Genomic DNA, 20,038 nt, shown 5'->3' on the forward strand with positions numbered 1-20,038 from the left:
AGCGCTCGAACCCCTGCAGGATGGAGACAGACCATGGCCACCACCACGCTGACCGCCGACACCATCGCCGAGACGATCAAGGACAACGAGATCGTCCTGGTCGACTTCTGGGCCGCCTGGTGCGGTCCGTGCCGCCAGTTCGGCCCGGTGTTCGAGGCCTCGAGCGAGCAGCACCCGGACATCGTGCACGCGAAGGTCGACACGGAGGCCGAGCAGCAGCTCGCCGCCGAGCTGCAGATCACGTCGATCCCGACGCTCATGGCGTTCCGCGACGGCGTCCTGGTGTTCAACCAGGCCGGTGCCCTGCCGGCGCCGTCCCTCGAGCAGGTCGTCACGGCCGTCAAGGAGCTCGACATGGAGGACGTCCGCGCGAAGATCGCGGAGCGCCAGGCGTAGTCCCGCCCCACCGCGAGCAGGCGACGGGAGACCCGACGGGGTCTCCCGTCGTCCCTGAGTTGACGCGTGTCAACGCGGTGTTACCGTGGTGTTCAGATCGCACTCATCGCAGCGCGGCCAACGGGGGTCGTGCGGGGAGCGTCGCGGTGCGCGGCAATGGCGCAGTGCACCGTTCACACAGGGCAGCGGCCCACGTGCGCAACGCGCGGGCGCGCCGCCTGGGGGCATCACACCATGTCAACAACGTTCTGGACCCCTCGGGGGTCCCTGTCCCAGCCTGCCCGGGCAGCGGCAGCGGCACCACGGTCACGTGGTCGGGTGGCGGCAGGCGCCGCGCTCGCCCTGACCGTCGCGGCCGCGCTCGTCGTCGTCCCGGGCGACGACTCGATGGCCGCCGACGGCATCGTCGACGTCGGCGCCGGCAGCTACTCCGCGACGCCTGTCGGTCCCACGCCGGAGGGGTGCGCCTCGATCGAGGCGGACCCCCGTGCGCACGTGACCGCCGACGCGCCGCAGGGTCCGCTGCCGACCAACGACTGGTGGTCGTCGCTGCTGTACAAGCGGCTCGACTGCCGCATGAGCGAGCCGTTGCACGCCCACCCGGTGTCGTACCAGCCGACGCCCGCGGGTCTCGGCCTGTCGACACCCCGCGAGGCGACGCTGTTCGGGACCCCGGGCGGCATCGGTGAGTTCCACTTCGTCTACGTCCAGGACGTCGTCGTCGGCGTCGCCGGGCTCGACGCGCCGACCGTGCAGGTCGCCGACTGGACCGACTGGACGGTGACCCCCGCCTGGTCCGACGGCACCCGCAGCCTCCGCGCGACGATCGGCCACGGCCTGCCGACGTCCTGGTACCACCTCGAGGGGGGCGACGCGCTGCTGACCTCCACGCACGACGTGCGCGTGTGGGCGCAGGACGGCGGGACGCTCGGCTTCACCGCGAACGGTCACGACTACGCCGCGTTCGCGCCGACCGGCGCCACGTGGCAGGTCTCGGGGTCGACGCTGCGGTCCTCGCTCGCGGGTGCGGGCTACCTCGCCGTCACGGCGCTCGCGACGTCCGCCGACGCGACCGACAGCGACCGTGCCGCCGCGCTCGAGGCGGTCGCCGGCTCGGCGTTCGCCGAGGTCACGGGCACGACCGTCGACTACACCTACGACGCCGAGAACGCCGTCGTCCACACGACGTACCAGTTCGAGACGACACCGCTCGAGGGCTACGACGACGGCACAGTCGTCGCGCTGTACCCGCACCAGCAGCGGTACCTCGAGAGCGTCGAGGGCGACGAGCTCGACACGACCTACCCGAGCCCGCGCGGGGCGATGGCGGCGTACACCGACGCGACGTCGTTCACGACGACGACCCCGTTCACGGGCATCCTGCCGGAGATCCCTGCCGTCGCGACGTCGACGGGCTCCGAGCGGGAGACGCTCGACCGGCTGCTCGCCGAGGCGGCGGCGGACCCGCTGCCGATCCTGCGGGCCGACACCTACTGGACCGGCAAGGCCCTGGGCCGCGCCACCCGGATCGTCGAGATCGCCGACCAGCTCGGTGAGACCACGGTGCGCGACGAGACCCTCGCGCTCGTGCGCGACACCCTCACCGAGTGGTTCACCGCGACCCCGGGCAAGTCCGAGCAGGTCTTCGCGTACGACGAGCGCTGGGGCACCCTCATCGGGTACCCCGCGTCCTACGGCTCGGACACCGAGCTCAACGACCACCACTTCCACTACGGCTACTTCATCGCGGCCGCAGCCACGCTCGCCCGGTTCGACCCGCAGTGGGCGTCCGACGAGCAGTACGGCGGCATGGTCGACCTGCTGATCCGCGACGCCAACGGGTACGACCGGTCCGAGACCCGCTTCCCGTACCTGCGGGACTTCGACATCTACGCCGGCCACGACTGGGCGTCGGGGCACGGGGCGTTCGCCGCCGGCAACAACCAGGAGTCCAGCTCCGAGGGCCAGAACTTCGCCGGGGCGCTCGTCCAGTGGGGCGAGGCGACCGGTGACACCGCGGTGCGGGACGCCGGTGCGTACCTGTACGCGACCCAGGCCGCCGCGATCCAGGAGTACTGGTTCGACCAGGCCGAGGCGATCCCCGAGGGCTTCGGTCACACGACCCTCGGCATGGTCTGGGGCTCCGGCGGCACGTACTCGACGTGGTTCTCCGGGGAGCCGGAGATGATCCAGGGCATCAACACGCTGCCGATCACCGGCTCGCACCTGTACCTGGGGATGCGTCCGGACGACGTGGTGTCCAACTACGCCGAGCTCGTCCGGGCGAACAACGGACCGCCGACGGTGTGGCAGGACATCCTGTGGAGCTACCTCGCGCTCGGCGACGGTGAGGAGGCGCTGCGGCTGCTGCAGGCGGACCCGGACTACCCGGTGGAGGAGGGCGAGTCCCGGGCACACACGTACCACTGGATCGCCAACCTCGCGGCCCTGGGGACGTTGGACACGACCGTGCGCGGGTCGAGCCCGCTGTCGGCCGTGTTCGTCAAGGACGGCGAGCGCACCTACGTGGCCGCGAACGTGACGTCCACCGCACGCACCGTGCGGTTCAGCGACGGGACCACCGTCGAGGTGCCCGCCGGCAGGACCGTCACGACGGGGGCGCACACGTGGTCCGGCGGCGGCGCCGTCGGCGGACCGGGGGCCACTCCGACCCCGACGCCGACGGGGAGCCCGACGCCGACGCCGACGGTGACCCCGACGCCGACGCCGTCCCCGACGGTGACGCCGACGCCGACGCCGTCCCCGACGGTGACGCCGACGCCGACCCCGTCCCCGACGGTGACCCCGACGCCGACCCCGTCCCCGACGCCGACGACCACGCCGGACCCGTCGGCCGGCCTCGTGCTGGCCCTCGGGACGGACGGGTCCCTCGTCCGGGCGCCGGGCGCACCGGGCTCGATCGAGATCGCGCCGGCCCGCGGGGTCGACACGGCCTCCGAGCCGCACGACGCGGTGGTGCTGCTGGCCACCGGCGTGACGGCCGACGCGACGGGCGGGGCGACCGCCTTCGACCTGGGCCTCGACGCCGGTCAGCGCATCGGCAACGGGACGCGGGTGTCCGTCCAGTACGACCTGACGGGTGACGGGACGTGGGACCGGGTCGAGGTGTACCGGTACTTCGCGACGGACCCGGTCCCCGGCGCGGAGCGCTACACGCAGGCCGTCGGCCTGGACCGCGCGACGGGGGCGCTGGGTGACCTGCGCGGCGGGACCGTGCGCGTCGCGCTGTGGAACGCCATCGGCAGCGGACCGTCGACCGTGAGCACGGGCGACTCCGTGCTGGCGCTGCCGTTCCGCTGACAGGTGCCGCGCGACGGGGCCGGGACGTGCGCGTCCCGGCCCCGTCGTCGTGCGGGAGACGGGAGTCGAACCCGCACGCCCTTGCGGGCACCAGGACCTAAACCTGGCGTGGCTGCCGTTTCACCACTCCCGCGTGCGTCCCGAGTCTGGCACGCGAGCCGCGCCCGGGTCCCGCGGTCAGTCGATGCCGAGGTCGCGGCGCAGCTTGGCGACGTGGCCGGTGGCGCGCACGTTGTACTGGGCGAGGGTCACCGTGCCGTCGGGGCCGACCACGACCGTCGACCGGATGACCCCGGTCGTCGTGCGGCCGTACATCGTCTTCTCGCCCCACGCGCCCCAGGCCTCGAGGGTCCCGTGGTCCGGGTCGGACAGCAGGGGGAACGTCAGCGCCTCGTCCTGCGCGAACTTCGCGAGCGCGTCCACGGGGTCCGGCGAGACGCCGAGCACGGTGTACCCGGCGGCGGTCAACGACGCGAGGGAGTCGCGGAAGTCGCACGCCTGCTTGGTGCAGCCGGGGGTGCCGGCCGCCGGGTAGAAGTACACGACGACCGAGCGGCCGCGCAGGTCCTGCAGGGAGACCCGGTCCCCGGTGGTGCTCTCCAGGGCGAGCTCGGGTGCGGGGTCTCCGACGGCGAGGCGGGGCATGGTCACTCCTGCGGGTCGGGGGTGGGGACGACGTGCGCCAGCCTAGATCGCCGGGGGGTAGCGTCGGCGACGTGAGTGCACTCAGCGAGACCCCGCGGGCGGACGCGGGCCGGGACCTGCCCCTGCGCATGCTCAACGACCGGCTCCTGGTGGAGCTGGACGCCGACGCCGCCGAGCGTCGCACCGGCGGCGGGATCCTCATCCCGGCCACGGCGGCGATGGGCAAGCGGCTCGCCTGGGCGGCCGTCGTCGCGGCGGGCGAGCACGTGCGTCAGGTCCAGGTGGGCGATCGCGTGCTCTTCGACCCCGAGGACCGCGCCGAGGTCGAGCTGTCCGGCCGCACGTACCTGCTGCTGCGGGAGAAGGACGTGCACGGCGTCGCGGACCCGCGTGCCGCGGGCGAGGGGACCGGCCTGTACCTGTGACGGACGGCACGTCCGGGAGACCTCGTGCGAGGCACGTGTCGGCGTGTACGTCGCCCGTCGATGTGGTCCGATGTTCAGGTAGGTGCCGCGATCCGGATCCCGCGCGAGACGAGGTCGACGATGGACGAGCGCAACGTGCCGGACGACTCTGGTCAGCGGGCGCCGCAGGACCCGCCGGGTGCGGGCGGTGACCCGCCCGAGGACGGCGAGCCCGTGGTGGTGCTCGGCGTGGACGCCGCGCAGCACGCCCAGGAGCTGCTCGCGGAGCACGTGCCGCTGACCCTGCTGGCGGACCTCCTGAGCCCCACGGGTGAGACCTCGGCGGAGCTGCTGGACGAGGAGGGGCTGCCGGAGGAGGAGTGGTGGCGGCCGCCGGTCGACCCGGAGGCGCCCGGCGCGTGAGCGTCGTCACAGACGGCGTCGACGGGCCCGATCCGGTTCGACCCCTGCCCCGGGATCCTGCTAATCTCTTCGAGCCGCGCGCCTCTAGCTCAACTGGCAGAGCAGCTGACTCTTAATCAGCGGGTTCCGGGTTCGAGTCCCGGGGGGCGTACCAGCCACGCAGCCCCGTCAGGTCGCCCTGACGGGGCTGCGTCGTTCCCGCAGATCGGTTCTGGCGCGTTCGTCGCGCACGCGCTCCTCACCCGCGCCACGATGGGCGCAACGGACCCGGGTGAGCGGAGGCACGATGACCGAGGAGTCGGACGAGTTCGACGTGGTGGTGCTGGGCGCCGGTGCCGTCGGTGAGAACGTCGCCGACCGGGCGTCCCGGACCGGTCTGAGCGTCGCGGTCGTGGAGCACGCGCTGGTCGGGGGAGAGTGCTCGTACTGGGCGTGCATGCCGTCGAAGGCGCTGCTGCGCCCGGGTGACGCGCGCGCCGCGGCCCGCGCCGTCCCCGGCATCGGCGCCGTCGGGCAGCTCGACGTGGCCGCTGTGCTCGCGCGCCGCGACGAGGTCGCGGCGCACTGGGACGACGCCGGCCAGGTCGCGTGGGTCGAGGGCGCCGGTCTGACGCTGCTGCGGGGACGCGCGCGGTTCACCGGGCCGCGTGCGCTCGCCGTGGAGGCCGCCGACGGCACCGTGCGGGCCGTCACCGCCCGCCGTGCGGTGGTCGTGGCGACGGGGTCGGTCGCGGTCGTGCCCGAGGTGTTCGCCGGCGTGCGCGCGTGGACGAGCCGTGAGTCGACGTCCGCGCACCGCGTGCCCGCGCGGCTCGCGGTCGTCGGCGGTGGCGTGGTGGCCACCGAGCTCGCGACGGCGTTCTCCGACCTCGGCAGCGAGGTGACCGTCCTGGTGCGCGGCGATCGCCTGCTGGCGTCGGCGGAGCCGTTCGCGGGAGAGGCGGTCGCCCGCGGCCTGGCCGCCGCCGGCGTGCGCGTCGCGTTCGGGGCCTCGGTGACCTCGGCCTCGCGGGACGACGACGGGGTGCACCTCGTCGTGGAGCAGCGGCCCGTGTCGGGGCAGGGCGGGCAGGGGGAGACGGGCGTGGCCCTGCCGGGTCGGTTGACGGTCGACGAGGTGCTGGTCGCCACGGGACGTCGTCCAGCCACGGACGACCTCGGCCTCGAGGTGCTGGGGCTGCGGCCCGGGGACGCGCTCGAGGTCGACGACCGCCTCCAGGTGCAGGGGGTCGGCGGCGGGTGGTTGTTCGCGGCCGGTGACGTCACGGGCCGCACGGCGACCACGCACCAGGGCAAGTACGACGCCCGCGTCGTCGGGGACGTCCTCGCGGCCCGGTTCGACCCGCGCCCCGCGGCCGAGGCGGCGGACGGGGCTGTGCCGCACGGGTTGTCGCGGCAGGGTGAGGCGGACGCTGCGCCCTGGTCCCGCTACCGCGCGACGGCCGACTCGTCGGCCGTGCCGCAGGTGGTCTTCACCCGGCCGCAGGTCGCCTGGGTCGGGCCGACGGCGCAGGGGGCCCGCGACGGCGGGACGGCGGTCGAGGTGTACGCGTACGAGCTGGGCGACCTCGCGGCCGCGAGCGTCACCGCGGCGGACTACGCGGGGCGGGCGCAGATCGTCGTGGACACGTCGCGCGACGTCGTCGTCGGGGCGACGTTCGTCGGGCCCGACGTGGCCGACATGCTCCATGCCGCCACGGTGGCCGTGGTGGGCGAGGTGCCGCTGTCACGGCTGTGGCACGCGGTGCCGTCGTACCCCACGCTCAGCGAGGTGTGGCTGCGCCTGCTGGAGGCGGCGGGCCGCTGAGCCCGCCGCCTCCGCGAGGCGGTGCGTCGGTCAGTCGCCGGTGGACAGCGAGCCGTCCGAGGACGTCACCAGGCCGACGGCGGCGTCGCCCTGGCGCACCGCCTGACCGATGAGCGCGAAGTCGTAGGACTTGAACTCGCCGACCTCCAGACCGTAGGTCTCCTCGAGGCCGATCTGGCAGAACGGCCGCTCCGGGCACTCGGGCGGGCCGGCGAGAACGACGCCCCCGCAGCTGGCCGCCAGGTCCGAGAGCGTCGTCAGGTCGTGCTCGGCCGCGAACTCCGCGGTCACCGCGAAGGCGTTCTGGTCCTGCGCCGCGGACGCGACGCCCACGACGAGCCCGCTCTGCTCGGCGAGCGGGACGAGCGCGGCGACGGTCTCGTCGACGTCGCTGGACGCCACCGAGGGCGCGTCGGCCCCGTTGGCCTGGGCGTTGAGGTACGTCACGAGCGTGGCGGCGTACTCCGGGACGACCGCGATCTCGCCTGACTGCAGAGCCGGCAGGTACGTCTCGCGCGCGCCGATCGTCTGGGCCTGCGCGTCGAAGCCTGCGCTGCGCAGGACCTGCGCATAGATCTCGGCGAGCGTGATGCTCTCGGAGAAGTTGGCCGCGCCGACCGTCAGGCTGGTGCCCGTGCCCACCGCCGGGTCAGGGGACTCCAGCGACTCGTCGGTGACGAACTCCGCGGCCACCTCGCTGGAGGTGCGACGGTCGACGTCGACGGCCCGGTTGAGCTGGATGAGACGGTCGGTGTCGAGGGCCTCGGAGACGGCGTCGAGCAGCTCGACGACCTGGGGGTGGTCGGACGCGACCTGCGCGTTGACCGCGGGGATCACGTTGTCGGCGTTCTGCAGGCCCTGGTCGTCCTCGAGGACGACGAGGGTCTCGCCGGCCACGGGCTCGCAGGCGGGCAGGCCCGACGCGCTGGTGGGGTCGGACTCGGCCTGCCCGCCGCCGGACCCGGGCGTGCCGCACGCGCTGAGCGCGAGGACGGCGGCGGCCAGGACGCCGAGCGTGCGGGTGCGCGGGCTGGTGCGCATCAAGATCTCCTTCATCGGTGCGACGCGGGGTGCGACGTGGTCGTGCGGTGGGTCGGGTCGACCCGGCCGATCGGGGCGGGCCCGCCGGTCAGGGCGGCGTCGCGGGATCATTCGAACCGCGCGCGGCCGCGACGGCAACCGGAGCGGGACGCGTGCGGCGCGTGCGTGTGCGGCCCTCGCCCGCGGCGTCGCGGGACCGGCGACGCAGGCCGGGCGGCGTCACCACGCGCTCGAGCACCGCCAGCAGGCCCTCGACCAGCAGGCACAGGCCGGCCACCAGGATGCCGCCCGCGAGCGCCTTGCCGTACCGCTGGGTCGCAAACCCGCTCACGACGACCGTGCCGAGGCTGGTGCCACCGACGAGCGCGGCGAGCGGCACGGTGGCCAGGACCTGGACGGCCCCGGTACGGATCCCGGCGGCGATCAGGGGGATCGCGAGCGGCACCTCGACGCTCCACAGCACGCGCGCGCCGGACATCCCCAGACCGCGAGCTGCGTCGCGGGCGTCGGGGTCCACGCCGCCGACGCCCGTGACGGCGTTGGCGAGGATCGGGGGGACCGCGAAGACGGCGCACGCCAGGGCGGTGGCCGTGTTGCCGAACCAGCCGGTCGCGGCGAGGAGCGTCAGCAGGGCGAGCGTCGGCAGCGCGCGCGTGGTGTTGGCGACGACGACGCCGACGGTCGCACCGCGGCCGCGGTGGCCCAACCACAGCCCGAGGGGCAGGGCGACGACCAGCGCGATGGCGACGGCAGCGGCCGAGACCTCCAGGTGGGTGCGGGTCAGCGCGAGCACCCCCTGCCGGCCGGTCCAGTTGAGGGGGTCGTTGAGCCAGAGCAGCGCCTCGGTCAGGACGTCCACGCGGCCTCCCCGGGGTGGTCCGCGCCGGTGGTTCGGACGCGGGAGGACCGCCGCCACGGGGTCAGGAGGCGCCCGAGCAGCGCGAGCGCGAGGTCCGCGACCAGCGCGAGGACCAGGCACAGGACCGTGGCCGTCATGACCTCGGCGTGGTAGTTGCTGCGGAAGCCGCGGAACATCAGCTGTCCCAGCCCGCCGTAGCCCACGACGACCCCCACGGTGACGAGGGCGACCGTGCTGACGGTCGCCAGCCGCAGGCCCGCGACGATCGCCGGGACGGCCTGCGGGAGCTCGACGCGCACGAGCAGGCGCAGCCGTCCGTAGCCCATGCCCCGGGCGGCGTCCCGGACGGCCGGGTCGACGCCCTGCAGGCCGACCAGCACGTTGCGCACGAGCACGAGCAGCGCGTACACCACCAGCCCGATGAGGACGGTGGTGCGACCGATGCCGGTGACCGGTGCCAGGACCGCGAACAGGGCCAGGGACGGGATCGTGTACAGGACACCGGTCGTGGCCAGCACGGGGCCCGCCAGCCGCGGGCGGGCGTGCGCGAGCGCCGCGAGCGGCAGCGCGACCACGAACGCGATGAGCACCGCCTGGGCCGTGAGGGACGCGTGCTGCTGCGTGTGGCGCAGCACGTCGGCCCCGTTGCGCTCGAGGTAGTCCCACGAGAACCACGGGTTGGCGGCGGCCGCGACGACCGGACCGGACAGCATGGGCTCGAAACTACTGACGACCTCCGACACGCGCGCGGCGGACGGCGCCGCGCGCGCCGGCCCGGCCTCCGGCGCGCGGCTGTCGGCGGCTTTCGCTAGCGTCGCTGACCGTGACGAGGTCCGTGGCGGGAGCCGAGCAGACGACCACGGGTCGCGACGGCGGGGGAGCCGTCGCGATCCGCTTCGACGCCGTGCGCAAGGAGTACGCGGGCTCGGTCGCCGTCGACGACCTGTCGCTCGCGGTGCGTGAGCACGAGCTGCTGGTGCTGGTCGGGCCGTCGGGGTGCGGCAAGTCGACCACGCTGCGGATGGCCAACCGCCTGGTCGAGCCGACGGCCGGCCGCATCGTGCTGGGCGAGGAGGACGTCACCGACGTCGACCCCGTCGCGCTGCGCCGCCGCATCGGCTACGTCATCCAGAACGTCGGGCTGTTCCCGCACCGCACCGTCGCCCAGAACGTCGCCACCGTGCCCTCCCTGCTGGGGTGGGACCGTCGCCGGACCCGCGACCGCGTGGCCGAGCTGCTCACGCTCGTCGGCCTCGACCCGGCGCGGTACGCGACGCGCTGGCCGCACGAGCTCTCGGGCGGGGAGCGCCAGCGCGTCGGCGTCGCCCGTGCCCTGGCGACCGACCCGCCGGTCCTGCTGATGGACGAGCCGTTCGGCGCGGTGGACCCGGTGGGCCGCGCCCGGCTGCAGCAGGAGTTCATCCGCCTCCAGCGGGACCTGGGCACGACGGTGATGATGGTCACGCACGACATCGACGAGGCCGTGCGCATGGCCGACCGCGTCGTCGTGCTCAGCCACGGCGCGCGCGTCGAGCAGCTGGCCCCGCCGCTGGAGGTCGTCGCGCGCCCGGCGTCGCCGGCGGTCGCCGACCTCGTCGGACGGGGGCGTACCGCGCGCCTGCTCGCGCTCGGCCGGCTGGAGCGCGTCGACCTGGACGACGCGCCGTTCCGGTTCGACGCGTCGTCGCCCGCTGCCGGCCCGACCGTCCGCCTGGGCGCCGAGCTCGGCGACGTCGTCGCCGCGCTGACCGACGCCGTCGCCGGACCCGGCGACGGCAGCCTGGTGGTGCTCGACGAGACGGGCGGCGTCGTGGGCGCGGCGTCGGCCGGGAGCATCGTGCGTGCCCTGCACCGCCTCACCGCGGCGGACTCCGGGGCGGCCTGACCTCGTCGTCGCGGGGGCCTCGGCGCCGTCCACGGCCGCCCTCGCCGCGCCTGGGCGTCACACGCCCGGAGCGTGGACGTCACACGGCGTGGGTACAGTGCCTGACGTGAGCGAACCCACCGCACGCCTTGCCCTCGCCACGTGCGCCCAGCTGCCGCAGCTCGACCCCGACGACCTGCCGCTGCGGGCGGCGCTGTCCGAGCGCGGCGTGCCCACGGACGTCGTCGTGTGGGACGACCCGACCGTGGACTGGTCGGCGTACCCGCACGTGCTCATCCGCTCGACCTGGGACTACACGGACCGGCCCACGCAGTTCGCCGACTGGACCCGCCGCGTGGAGCGCACGTCGACCCTGCTCAACCCGGCCGACGTCGTGGCCTGGAACATCGACAAGACGTACCTGCGCGACCTCGAGCAGCGGGGCATCCCCATCGTCCCGACCATCTGGCTCGACCCGGAGCGCAACCTCAACGCGCGCGCCATCCACACGCGGTTCCCGGCGTTCGGCGACTTCGTCATCAAGCCGACCGTCAGCGCGGGCTCGCGGGACACCGGGCGGTACGACGCCGGGCAGACACCCTCGCGGTCCCTGGCGATCACGCACACCAAGAACCTGCTCGCCGTCGGGCGGCGCGTCATGCTGCAGCGCTACCTCACCCAGGTCGACACGCACGGCGAGAGCGCGCTCGTCTACGTCGACGGCCAGTTCAGCCACGCCGTGCGCAAGGAGCCGCTGCTCGAGGGCCCGTACCGCGCGGGGGAGACCGAGGGCGTGATGTTCCGCGAGCGCGTCCTGGCGGCGCGGGACGTCAGCGAGCAGGAGCGCGCCCTGGGGGACCTCGTCGTCGCCGAGCTCGCGCAGGTGTTCCCCGACCGGGCGCCGCTGCTGTACACCCGCGTCGACCTCATCCCCGACGACGAGGGACGCCCGGTCGTCCTGGAGGTCGAGCTCGCGGAGCCGTCGCTGTTCTTCGAGCACGCGCCGGGGGCCGCGGAGAGGTTCGCGGACGCGGTCGCCGCCCGGCTGTGACGCGTCTCGCACACCGACCACGGCCCGCGGGGGCCCTTGCGTGACGAAGGTCGGCGCAGCACCCGCTACACTCGTCGTCGGCCCGGCGCTCGCGTCGGTCCAGGTGCTGTGCGACCTGCTCCTCCGGGAGGCGGTCCTCCGGCACCGTGGTGGCTATAGCTCAGCCTGGTAGAGCACCTGGTTGTGGTCCAGGGGGTCGCGGGTTCAAGTCCCGTTAGCCACCCAGCAGCGCAGGGCGTCGACCTCACGGTCGGCGCCCTGCGGCGTTCCCGGCATCAGGAGCCGGGCAGCAGCCCCCGCTTGACGCTCGTCGCGACGACCTCGGCGGCGATCCTGCGCGCCTGGCCGGAGTCGGGGCCCGGGGCGGCCGGCAGCAGCGCCGCGCGGTAGTAGCGCAGCTCGTCGATGCTCTCGAGGATGTCGGCGAGCGCCCGGTGCCCGCCGTTCTTCTCCGGCGCGGCGAAGTACACGCGGGGGTACCAGCGGCGCGCGAGCTCCTTGATCGAGGAGACGTCGACGATCCGGTAGTGCAGGTGCCCGACCAGCTCGGGCATGTCGCGGTCGAGGAAGGCCTTGTCGGTGCCGACCGAGTTGCCCGCGAGCGGTGCCCTGCCCGGGTCGGGGACCCACGTGCGGATGTAGTCGAGCACCTGGGCCTGCGCGTCGGCGAGGCTGACGCCGTGCTCGAGCTCGGGCAGCAGCCCCGAGGTCGTGTGCATCGTGCGCACGTAGTCGCCCATCTGCGCCAGCGCCTCGGGCGGCGGTGCGACGACCACGTCGACCCCCTCGCCGAGCACGTTGAGCTCGGAGTCGGTGACCACGGCCGCGACCTCGACGAGGGCGTCGTGGACCAGGTCGAGCCCGGTCATCTCGCAGTCCACCCACACGATGCGGTCGGCGCTGGAGTGGCCACCACCGGAGGGGGCGGCAGGGGTCGGTGCGTCGTCGGCGGTGCTCGTCACGCCGACAGACTAGGACGCCGGTGCGTCAGCGGTCGTCGCGGGGCTCGGTGCGGCGCGTCCCCGGACCGTCCTGGACGGCGGGTGGTGCGGGCTCCGGGACCGCGGGCAGCGTCCCTGCGAGCGCGCTCGCCACGACGACGAGCACGGCGGCCGCGCCACCGAGCGCCCGGGCGGCCTCCCAGGAGGTCCCGGCCCAGAGCGTCGCCGCGAGCACCACGCCGCCGGCGAACGCGCCGAGGAGCAGGCGACCCGACCACCGCGCGACGGCCCGCCCGAGCCGTACGTACCCGCGGGCTGCCGGCTCCGCCGCCCGTCCGTCGTGGCGGCCCATCACGCGCGACGCCCGCCCGCAGCGGGGACGCGGCGGGCGGGCGTGAGCACGAGGTCATGGTGCCACGTGCCAGGCCGCGGGGGACCACGACGCCGCGACGGACGCGCGGGGACGGGGCCTGGCACGCCGCGGATCCGGTGGTCGACCGCGGGCGTCGTCACGTGGTCCGGCGACGCGCTCGCGCTCGCGCAGCAGGGCGGCCCGGCGCAGCAGGTCGGCCTGCTCCTGGCGGTGGACCTCGAAGGTGGTGAGGGGATGCATGGTGTGCTCCTCGGGGCATGACGGTGCGCACCCCGGGAAGGGGTGTGCGCCGTGGTGGGTGGGTGGTGCCAGCGCACCAGAACCGCGGGGGTGGTGTCACCACATTTCCGGCGTCGGGGCCCGCGTGGCAGGATTCCTGGCGTCCACCGGTGGGTCGCCCGCCGACGCATCCCGCTGGAGGTGACGTGACGACGCGAGAGCCTGCGCCCGCGGTCGAGGTGGACGACGAGGTCCCGCCGGCGGCTCCGGACGAGAGCGCGACCACCGCAGCGCCCGACGACGCAGCGCCCGACGACCGGCAGGCGACCCGCGGCGCGCGTGCCCGCGCGGTCGCGCAGGTCTGGGTGCTGCCTGCCGGGGTCGGGCTGCTGGTCGCGGGGCTCTTCACGGTCTACTCGGTCGCCCAGTGGCAGGCGTTCGTGGTGCGGTCGTGGGACCTGGGGATCTTCACGCAGCTGGCGTCGCGCTACGCCGCCCTCGAGGCGCCGATCGTCCACATCAAGGGCCCCGACTACCACCTGCTGGGCGACCACTTCCACCCCCTGCTCGTGCTCCTCGGCCCGGTGTACGCCGTCTTCCCGCACGCGCTCACGCTGCTCGTGGTGCAGAACGTGCTGTTCGGGATCACGGCCGCGGTCGTCGCGCGCGCCGCCGTGCCGCTGCTGGGGCGTGTGGTCGGTGGCCTCGTCGGCGTGGCGTGCGGCCTCAGCTGGGGCCTGCAGTACGCCGTCGAGGCGCAGTTCCACGAGATCGCGTTCGCCGTGCCGCTGCTGGCGGTCGCCCTGACGGCGACGCTGCGCGAGCGGTGGCGCACCGCCGTCGTCGCCGGCGCCCTGCTCGTGCTCGTCAAGGAGGACCTGGGGCTGACGACCGCGGTCCTGGGGCTCGTCCTCGCGTGGCGGGCGCGCCGGCCCGCGCTGCTGTGGCTGTCGGCGTGGGGTGTCGGGGGGTTCGTCCTGGCGACGCGCGTCGTCCTGCCGGCGCTCAACCCCGACGGTGCGTGGGCGTACGGGTCGCGGCTCGACCTGGCGGCCGCGCTGGCGGACCCGCTCGCGCTGTACGCCCCGGCGAAGGGCTACACGCTCTGGCTGCTCGTCGTCGTCACCGGGGCGATCGCGCTGCGCTCGCCGTTCGTGCTCGTCGCCGCCCCGACGCTGGGCTGGCGCTTCCTGTCGGCCGAGCCCGGGTACTGGGAGCCGACGTGGCACTACAGCGCCGTGCTCATGCCGATCGCCTTCGTGGCGATGCTCGACGGCATCGACCGCGCGCGGCGCGGACGGGTGCGGTGGCTGCGCAGGTACAGCAGGTACGCGCCCGTGGTGGGGCTGACGGCCTCCCTCATGCTGCTGCCGCAGCTGCCGCTGTGGCAGCTGACCGACCCGGGCACGCACTTCGCGGCGCCCCGCGCCCAGGCGGCCCGGGACACGCTGGCGGTGATCCCCGACGGCGTCGTCGTGGAGACGGACGTCGGGCTGATGTCGTACCTCGTGGACCGCACCGACGTGTACTACCTGGGCAACACCAACCCCGTGCCGGACTACCTGCTGATCGACCGGCAGGCGGGCGGCACGCCGCAGGAGTGGGGCGACGTGCTGCAGGTCGCCCAGCTGCTGCATCCCGGTGTGCCGTTCGAGGTGGTGCACGTGCAGGACGGCTACGAGGTGGCCCGCCACGTCGGCGATGGCTGACGACGACGCCGCCACGCGCGCGCCCGCCGTCGTGGTGCCCGCCGCGTGCGCGGTGTGGCTCGCGCTGTGGTGGCTGACGCCCGGGCTCCACGCCCGTGGGCTCGGGCGGCTCGTCACCGACGACGACGGGACGTCCGTGCTGGTCGAGAGCGCCGTGGCGCTCGTCGTCCTGGCGGTGCTCCTGGCTGCGCACCGTGACCTGGCGCGGTCGCTGGTGGCGCCCTCGCGCGCCTGCTGGGTCTACGTCCTGCCGGCCGCGCTCGCCGTGGCCCTGCCGTTCCACTACGGCCTGGGCCTGCCCGTGGGGGTCTACATGGCGTGGATGGCGGCGTCGGTGCTGTGGCAGGACGTCCTGACGTTCGGCCTCCTCCAGCACCACGTCGGACGGCGGCTGTCCACGCCGTGGGCGGTCGGGGTCGTGGCGGTGACGTTCTGGGCGGGTCACGCGTGGGTGCTGCCCGACAGGTTCGGCCTCGACCGGCCGGTCGCCTCGCTCGCGATGCTGGCGCTGGGAGCGGTGCTCGCGGTGGTGCGTGCCCGCCTGGGCACCCTGCACGTGCTGCTCGCGCTGCACCTGGCCTTCTACCTCGCGTTCGCGTGACGCGGTCGGCCCACGCGGTCGGCATATGCGGTCGGCGCCCCCGGCAGGACTCGAACCTGCAACCTACGGATTAGAAGGCCGTTGCTCTATCCATTGAGCTACGGAGGCCAGTGGCGTCCAGCGTAGTGGGACCCCGCCGGAGGGGCCGAGCACGGCCCGGGCGGGCCGTCCGTCGGCAGACCCGCGGCGTGTCACCCGCGCGCCGCGTTTGGCCTGGTCAGATGTGGCACCGACAATGGTCCTGTGAGTGCGCAGCCCGGAACCGTGCCTGCGCAGACGACCGTGCCTGCGCCGGGCCACCTCGACGAGCCGTCGGCGGCTGCCCAGATCCTGGCGCGGCCGCTCGCGCAGACGTCGCTCCTCGACGCCGTGCGCGACCTGCGGCGCGACGTGGAGGCGACGACCTTCCCGCTCGAGATCGCAGGCGTCGAGGAGGCGCGCGCGTCCCGCGCGCGGCTGGTCGACCAGCTCGACGAGCACCTCGTGCCGCGCCTGACGGAGCTGTCCGCGCCGGCCGTCGTCGTGGTCGCCGGGTCCACGGGCGCCGGCAAGTCGACCCTGGTGAACTCGCTCGTGGGACGCGAGGTGAGCGCGGCGGGCGTGCTGCGCCCGACGACGCGCGAGCCGGTGCTGGTGCACCACCCGCTCGACGCCGACCTGCTGTCGCACCACCCGGTGCTGGACGAGGTCGAGGCCGTCGCGGCGGACACGGTGCCGCGGGGGATCGCGATCCTCGACGCCCCCGACCTGGACTCCGTGCTGGACTCCAACCGCGACACCGCCCACCGCCTGCTCGAGGCCGCCGACCTGTGGCTGTTCGTCACCACGGCCTCCCGGTACGGCGACGCGCTGCCGTGGCAGGTGCTGCGGTCCGCGGTCGAGCGCAGCACGTCGGTCGCGATGGTGCTCAACCGGGTGCCCGCGGCCTCGATGACCACCGTGCGCGGGGACCTGCTCGACCGGCTGCGCACGCACGGGCTGGCGGGGTCGCCGCTGTTCGTCATCCCGGACGTCGGCCCGCACTCGGGCCCGCTGACCACGGCCGTCGTCGCCCCGGTCCTGCGCTGGCTGACGATGCTCGCCGGCCCGGACCGCGCCCGGACCGTCGTGGCCCGCACGCTGCGCGGCGCGCTCGCGGCGCTGCGACCGTGGGTCGACGAGCTCGCGGAGGCGGTGCAGGACCAGGCCGACGCGGCGGAGCGCATCGGGTCGGTGCTCGACGACGCGACGGGCGACCCGGGCGACGCGGCCGCGGCCACGATCCGGTCGGGCGCGGTGGCCGACGGCGCGGTGCGGGCCCGGTGGGCCGAGCTGGTCGCCAAGGGGGCGCCGTTCTCGCGTCTGGTGGGCCGGTCGGGCCGCGTGCGGGGGTCGGCGCGCACCGCCCGGGCGCGCGGTGCTGCGGTCGTGCCGCTCGTCGGCGACCTCACGGAGTCGACCACCGCGGTGCTCACGGCCGTCGGGCAGCGGGGGAGCGACGCGCTGCGCGGCGCCCTCACCGGGCCGTCGGCCCCGCCCGGGGCGGCCTCGGTGCTCGCGCGCTGGCCGGACGGCGACGCCTCGCGGGTCGCGGCGGCCGAACGGGCCGCGCGGGCGTGGACGGGTGAGGGAGCCCGCGTCGTGCGCGTCGCGCTCGCGGGCAGCGGCGCCGACGCCCGCCGCCGCGCGCAGGTCGGCAGGGCGGTCGGCGAGGAGGGTCTCGCCGCGCTCGCGCTGGCCGCCGCCGCCGGCGTCGACGAGGCGGCGGTCGCGATGCGGACGCTCCTCGGTGCGGCCGGCGACGACGTCGTGACGACGTTGCGCGACGACCTGGAGCGTCGTGCGCGGGCCCAGGTGGACCTGGAGCGGACCATCGCCGGTCGCACGCTGGACGACCCCGACCTCGCGGCCGACGCGTCGTCGCGGCTCCGCCTGCGCCTGGCCGTCCTCAAGGGGCTGACGTGAGCGACGACCCGACGAGCACGTCGACCCTGCCCGCCGTCCCGGACGACGCGGGCGCGGCACGGCCCGCCCCGGTCGCGGCACCGGCGCCCGGCGACGGTGCGGTGCGCGGCGCCACCACGGCCGCGCTCGACGAGCGGGTCGACGCCCTCGACGGCGCGCTGGCCGTCGGCGGGACCCGGTTCGACCCGGCCGTCGTGCAGCGCGTGGGGGCCACCATCGACCGCGTCCGCGAGCGGCTCGCGCTGGGGGTCGACCACACCGTCGTCGCCCTGGCCGGGGGGACCGGCTCGGGCAAGTCGAGCCTGTTCAACGCCGTCAGCGGCCTGCAGTTCGCCGACGTGGGGGTGCGCCGGCCCACCACGTCGCGGGTGACCGCGTGCGTGTGGGGCGCCGACGGCGGCCCGCTGCTCGACTGGATCGGTGTGGAGCCGGAGCACCGCATCGAGCGCGAGAGCCTGCTCGACGGCGACCGCGAGGCGTCCCTGCGGGGTCTGGTGCTGCTGGACCTTCCGGACCACGACTCGATCGCGCCCGAGCACCGCGAGGTGGTGGACCGGGTGCTGCCGCAGGTCGACCTCCTCGTCTGGGTCGTCGACCCGCAGAAGTACGCCGACGACGCGCTGCACTCCGGCTACCTGCGCCGCATGACCGGGCGGGACGCGTCGATGCTGCTCGTCCTCAACCAGGTCGACACCGTCCCGCCCGCGGTGCGTGGCGACCTCGCGGCGGACGTCCGTCGCCTCCTCGTGGAGGACGGCCTGCCGGACGTCCTCGTCCACGAGGTCTCGGCCGTGACCGGCGAGGGGGTCACCGGGTTGCGCGACGCGCTGTCCGACGCGGTCGCGCGCCGGTCGGTCGCGGCCGTGCACGCGGACGCCGAGATCGCGGACGCCGCCCGGCTGGTGCAGGCGCAGGTCGCGCCGCGCGAGCCCGCGCCGAGCGCGCTCGCGATCGGCGTGGTCGTCGACCGGCTGTCCGCGGCCGCCGGCCTGTCCGCCGTCGGGGCCGCTGTCGCGGCGGCCGTCCGCGGGGGCGCCGGGTCGCCGCCGCAGCTCGGTGAGGTGCACGCGGACGGCGTCGGCCTGGCGCGGGCGTCGTGGGTCGCGAGCGTGACCCAGGGGCTCCCGCAGCGCTGGGCCGCGGACCTGCGCGAGCGCATCGCCACGACCGGCGAGCTGCGACTGGCCGTGACGGACGCGCTCGCCCACGTGCCCGTGGCCGCGCGCCGCTCGCGCGCCGCGACGGTGCTGCTGGCGCTCGCGGCCGTCGCCGGGGTCGGTGGACTGGCCGGTGCGGGCGTGCTGCTGGCGGACCGCCTGGGGGCGTCGGCCCCGTGGCTGCCGTCGACGGTCCTCGTGGCCGGCGTGCTCGCGCTGAGCCTGCTGCTCCTGGGGGTGTCGACGGGTGTGCGTCGTCGAGCGGCCCGCGTGCGCGGCGCACGGGTCGTCGCCGACGGGCGGGCGGCGATCGAGTCGGCCGCGCGCGGCCGGCTGCTCGCGCCGACGCAGGACGTCCTGGCGGAGCACCGGCACGCGCGCGAGCTGGCGCTGCGTGCCCTCGGCGACGCCTGAGACCTCGTCAGCGGTCCCGGTCGGGCGTCGCCGAGCCGACCACAGCCCCCGACCTCCGTACGCCGGTCCACCGACGTGCGCTCCCGCCCCCGTCCCGGTACCGCGGCCGTCGACGATGGCGGCTCGTCGCCCTGCGGACGTGGGGCACTGGAGACAGGGGACCACGATGGGAACGCACACCCAGGACGTCACGGTCGTCGGATGGGTCGGCTCCGACCTGCGCACCTACCACCTCGACGGGGTCGGCGGGGTGCCGTACACGCAGTTCCGCCTCGCCTCGACGCGGCGCGTGCTCGACCGGCAGTCGGGCGCCTTCCGTGACGGGCCGACGCTGTGGTTCACGGTCAAGGCGTGGCGCACCGCGGCGGTGAACCTCGAGGCGTCGCTCGCCAAGGGGGACCCCGTCGTGGTCGTCGGCAGGCTCGGGCAGTCCGAGTGGGTCGCGCAGGACGGGTCACCGCGCTCGGAGCTGGTCCTCGAGGCGCTGGCCGTCGGCCACGACCTGGGGTACGGCACGACCAAGTTCCGTCGCACGCTGGCCGGTCCGCGCCGCGGACGTGAGGAGGTCCCGGCAGCGGCCGCGCCGACAGCGGCGCCCGGGTCGCAGACGTCGGTGCCGCCGGTCGGCGCCTTCGCCGACGACCCGTGGGCGTCGGTGCCGGACGAGCCGGGCCCGGGCGACGAGCCCGCGGCGGACGAGCCGGACGTCCTGGACGGCGAGGTGCCCGGTACCGACGAGCACGGGATCACCGACGAGGTGGACCCGGGCGCCGAGGCGACGCGTGCCGGCCTGGCGATGGCCGGACGCGGGTGATCGCCTAGGCTGGTGGATCGGCACCCGGCGCCGGTGGCCGGGCGGTGACGGACCG

At 75.2% G+C, this 20,038-nt stretch carries 19 protein-coding genes and 4 tRNA genes; 14 read left to right on the top strand and 9 right to left on the bottom strand.

Going from position 1 to position 20,038, the window contains the following annotated elements:
• Positions 1 to 33: 33 nt before the first annotated feature.
• Together trxA and Cph01nite_RS00335 are read left to right on the top strand one after the other, a co-directional pair.
• The gene (trxA, locus tag Cph01nite_RS00330) at positions 34 to 396 is read left to right on the top strand and encodes a thioredoxin (protein WP_203670372.1); all 363 of its coding nucleotides are present in this window, start codon (positions 34 to 36) and stop codon (positions 394 to 396) included.
• A gap of 318 nt (positions 397 to 714) precedes the next feature.
• Positions 715 to 3,717 (top strand): glycosyl hydrolase, encoded by a 3,003-nt coding sequence (locus Cph01nite_RS00335; RefSeq protein WP_239068932.1) that lies wholly within the window; start codon positions 715 to 717, stop codon positions 3,715 to 3,717.
• A 50-nt stretch (positions 3,718 to 3,767) separates the two neighbouring features.
• Here the strand turns inward: Cph01nite_RS00335 and Cph01nite_RS00340 are convergent.
• Both Cph01nite_RS00340 and bcp read right to left on the bottom strand, forming a co-directional pair.
• Positions 3,768 to 3,850, bottom strand: a tRNA-Leu gene (locus tag Cph01nite_RS00340).
• Positions 3,851 to 3,894: 44 nt separating this feature from the next.
• Positions 3,895 to 4,362, bottom strand: a complete 468-nt coding sequence (gene bcp / locus Cph01nite_RS00345) for a thioredoxin-dependent thiol peroxidase (RefSeq protein ID WP_203670374.1) — start codon at positions 4,360 to 4,362, stop codon at positions 3,895 to 3,897.
• Positions 4,363 to 4,490: 128 nt separating this feature from the next.
• Here bcp and Cph01nite_RS00350 point away from each other — a divergent pair, with 128 nt between their 5' ends.
• From Cph01nite_RS00350 to Cph01nite_RS00365, 4 genes are all read left to right on the top strand, one after another.
• Entirely contained in the window at positions 4,491 to 4,787 is a 297-nt protein-coding gene (locus Cph01nite_RS00350; RefSeq protein WP_239068967.1) for a GroES family chaperonin, read from the top strand.
• 120 nt (positions 4,788 to 4,907) lie between these two features.
• The gene (locus Cph01nite_RS00355; RefSeq protein ID WP_203670376.1) at positions 4,908 to 5,189 is read left to right on the top strand and encodes a hypothetical protein; all 282 of its coding nucleotides are present in this window, start codon (positions 4,908 to 4,910) and stop codon (positions 5,187 to 5,189) included.
• 78 nt (positions 5,190 to 5,267) lie between these two features.
• Positions 5,268 to 5,343 (top strand) — tRNA-Lys (locus Cph01nite_RS00360).
• 132 nt (positions 5,344 to 5,475) lie between these two features.
• Positions 5,476 to 6,996, top strand: a complete 1,521-nt coding sequence (locus Cph01nite_RS00365) for a dihydrolipoyl dehydrogenase family protein (protein ID WP_203670377.1) — start codon at positions 5,476 to 5,478, stop codon at positions 6,994 to 6,996.
• A 30-nt stretch (positions 6,997 to 7,026) separates the two neighbouring features.
• Here Cph01nite_RS00365 and Cph01nite_RS00370 read toward each other — a convergent pair whose 3' ends face one another.
• The 3 genes from Cph01nite_RS00370 to Cph01nite_RS00380 all read right to left on the bottom strand — a co-directional run bounded on the left by Cph01nite_RS00370 (position 7,027) and on the right by Cph01nite_RS00380 (position 9,609).
• Positions 7,027 to 8,037 (bottom strand): glycine betaine ABC transporter substrate-binding protein, encoded by a 1,011-nt coding sequence (locus Cph01nite_RS00370; RefSeq protein WP_203670378.1) that lies wholly within the window; start codon positions 8,035 to 8,037, stop codon positions 7,027 to 7,029.
• An 88-nt stretch (positions 8,038 to 8,125) separates the two neighbouring features.
• Complete coding sequence (locus tag Cph01nite_RS00375; protein WP_203670379.1) at positions 8,126 to 8,896, bottom strand: ABC transporter permease; 771 nt, start codon at positions 8,894 to 8,896, stop codon at positions 8,126 to 8,128.
• On the bottom strand, positions 8,884 to 9,609 hold the full coding sequence (locus tag Cph01nite_RS00380) for an ABC transporter permease (RefSeq protein WP_203670380.1): 726 nt from the start codon (positions 9,607 to 9,609) through the stop codon (positions 8,884 to 8,886). Before Cph01nite_RS00380 ends, Cph01nite_RS00375 begins: the two co-directional genes overlap by 13 nt.
• 110 nt (positions 9,610 to 9,719) lie before the next feature.
• Between Cph01nite_RS00380 and Cph01nite_RS00385 the strand changes: the two genes are divergently transcribed.
• The 3 genes from Cph01nite_RS00385 (at position 9,720) to Cph01nite_RS00395 (ending at position 12,034) form a co-directional block, all read left to right on the top strand.
• Positions 9,720 to 10,781 (top strand): ABC transporter ATP-binding protein, encoded by a 1,062-nt coding sequence (locus Cph01nite_RS00385; RefSeq protein WP_373307526.1) that lies wholly within the window; start codon positions 9,720 to 9,722, stop codon positions 10,779 to 10,781.
• Positions 10,782 to 10,887: 106 nt separating this feature from the next.
• Positions 10,888 to 11,811, top strand: a complete 924-nt coding sequence (locus Cph01nite_RS00390) for an ATP-grasp domain-containing protein (protein WP_203670381.1) — start codon at positions 10,888 to 10,890, stop codon at positions 11,809 to 11,811.
• A gap of 149 nt (positions 11,812 to 11,960) precedes the next feature.
• Positions 11,961 to 12,034, top strand: a tRNA-His gene (locus Cph01nite_RS00395).
• Positions 12,035 to 12,086: 52 nt separating this feature from the next.
• Here the strand turns inward: Cph01nite_RS00395 and orn are convergent.
• The 3 genes from orn to Cph01nite_RS00410 are packed head-to-tail and all read right to left on the bottom strand — an operon-like array spanning position 12,087 to position 13,365.
• Positions 12,087 to 12,773 carry an oligoribonuclease gene (gene orn, locus Cph01nite_RS00400; protein WP_203670382.1) on the bottom strand — a complete coding sequence of 229 codons (687 nt, stop codon included), beginning with the start codon at positions 12,771 to 12,773 and terminating at the stop codon, positions 12,087 to 12,089.
• 25 nt (positions 12,774 to 12,798) lie between these two features.
• Entirely contained in the window at positions 12,799 to 13,104 is a 306-nt protein-coding gene (locus tag Cph01nite_RS00405; RefSeq protein ID WP_203670383.1) for a hypothetical protein, read from the bottom strand.
• 54 nt (positions 13,105 to 13,158) lie between these two features.
• Positions 13,159 to 13,365 carry a hypothetical protein gene (locus tag Cph01nite_RS00410; protein ID WP_203670384.1) on the bottom strand — a complete coding sequence of 69 codons (207 nt, stop codon included), beginning with the start codon at positions 13,363 to 13,365 and terminating at the stop codon, positions 13,159 to 13,161.
• Positions 13,366 to 13,550: 185 nt separating this feature from the next.
• Between Cph01nite_RS00410 and Cph01nite_RS00415 the strand changes: the two genes are divergently transcribed.
• The gene (locus Cph01nite_RS00415; protein ID WP_203670385.1) at positions 13,551 to 15,053 is read left to right on the top strand and encodes a DUF2079 domain-containing protein; all 1,503 of its coding nucleotides are present in this window, start codon (positions 13,551 to 13,553) and stop codon (positions 15,051 to 15,053) included.
• Positions 15,046 to 15,654: a hypothetical protein gene (locus Cph01nite_RS00420; protein ID WP_203670386.1), complete on the top strand. Its 609-nt coding sequence runs from the start codon at positions 15,046 to 15,048 to the stop codon at positions 15,652 to 15,654. Before Cph01nite_RS00415 ends, Cph01nite_RS00420 begins: the two co-directional genes overlap by 8 nt.
• Positions 15,655 to 15,689: 35 nt before the next feature.
• Here the strand turns inward: Cph01nite_RS00420 and Cph01nite_RS00425 are convergent.
• Positions 15,690 to 15,762, bottom strand: a tRNA-Arg gene (locus tag Cph01nite_RS00425).
• A gap of 135 nt (positions 15,763 to 15,897) precedes the next feature.
• On the opposite strand from Cph01nite_RS00425, the gene Cph01nite_RS00430 reads away from it, so the two are divergent.
• The 3 genes from Cph01nite_RS00430 to Cph01nite_RS00440 all read left to right on the top strand — a co-directional run bounded on the left by Cph01nite_RS00430 (position 15,898) and on the right by Cph01nite_RS00440 (position 19,983).
• Positions 15,898 to 17,598, top strand: a complete 1,701-nt coding sequence (locus Cph01nite_RS00430) for a GTPase domain-containing protein (protein WP_203670387.1) — start codon at positions 15,898 to 15,900, stop codon at positions 17,596 to 17,598.
• On the top strand, positions 17,595 to 19,169 hold the full coding sequence (locus Cph01nite_RS00435) for a GTPase (RefSeq protein WP_203670388.1): 1,575 nt from the start codon (positions 17,595 to 17,597) through the stop codon (positions 19,167 to 19,169). The genes Cph01nite_RS00430 and Cph01nite_RS00435 overlap by 4 nt, the downstream gene beginning before the upstream one ends.
• Before the next feature lie 166 nt (positions 19,170 to 19,335).
• Complete coding sequence (locus Cph01nite_RS00440) at positions 19,336 to 19,983, top strand: single-stranded DNA-binding protein (RefSeq protein ID WP_203670389.1); 648 nt, start codon at positions 19,336 to 19,338, stop codon at positions 19,981 to 19,983.
• Positions 19,984 to 20,038: the final 55 nt, after the last annotated feature.

Origin of the sequence: Cellulomonas phragmiteti, assembly GCF_016862775.1 — a bacterium.
GTDB lineage: Bacteria > Actinomycetota > Actinomycetes > Actinomycetales > Cellulomonadaceae > Cellulomonas > Cellulomonas phragmiteti.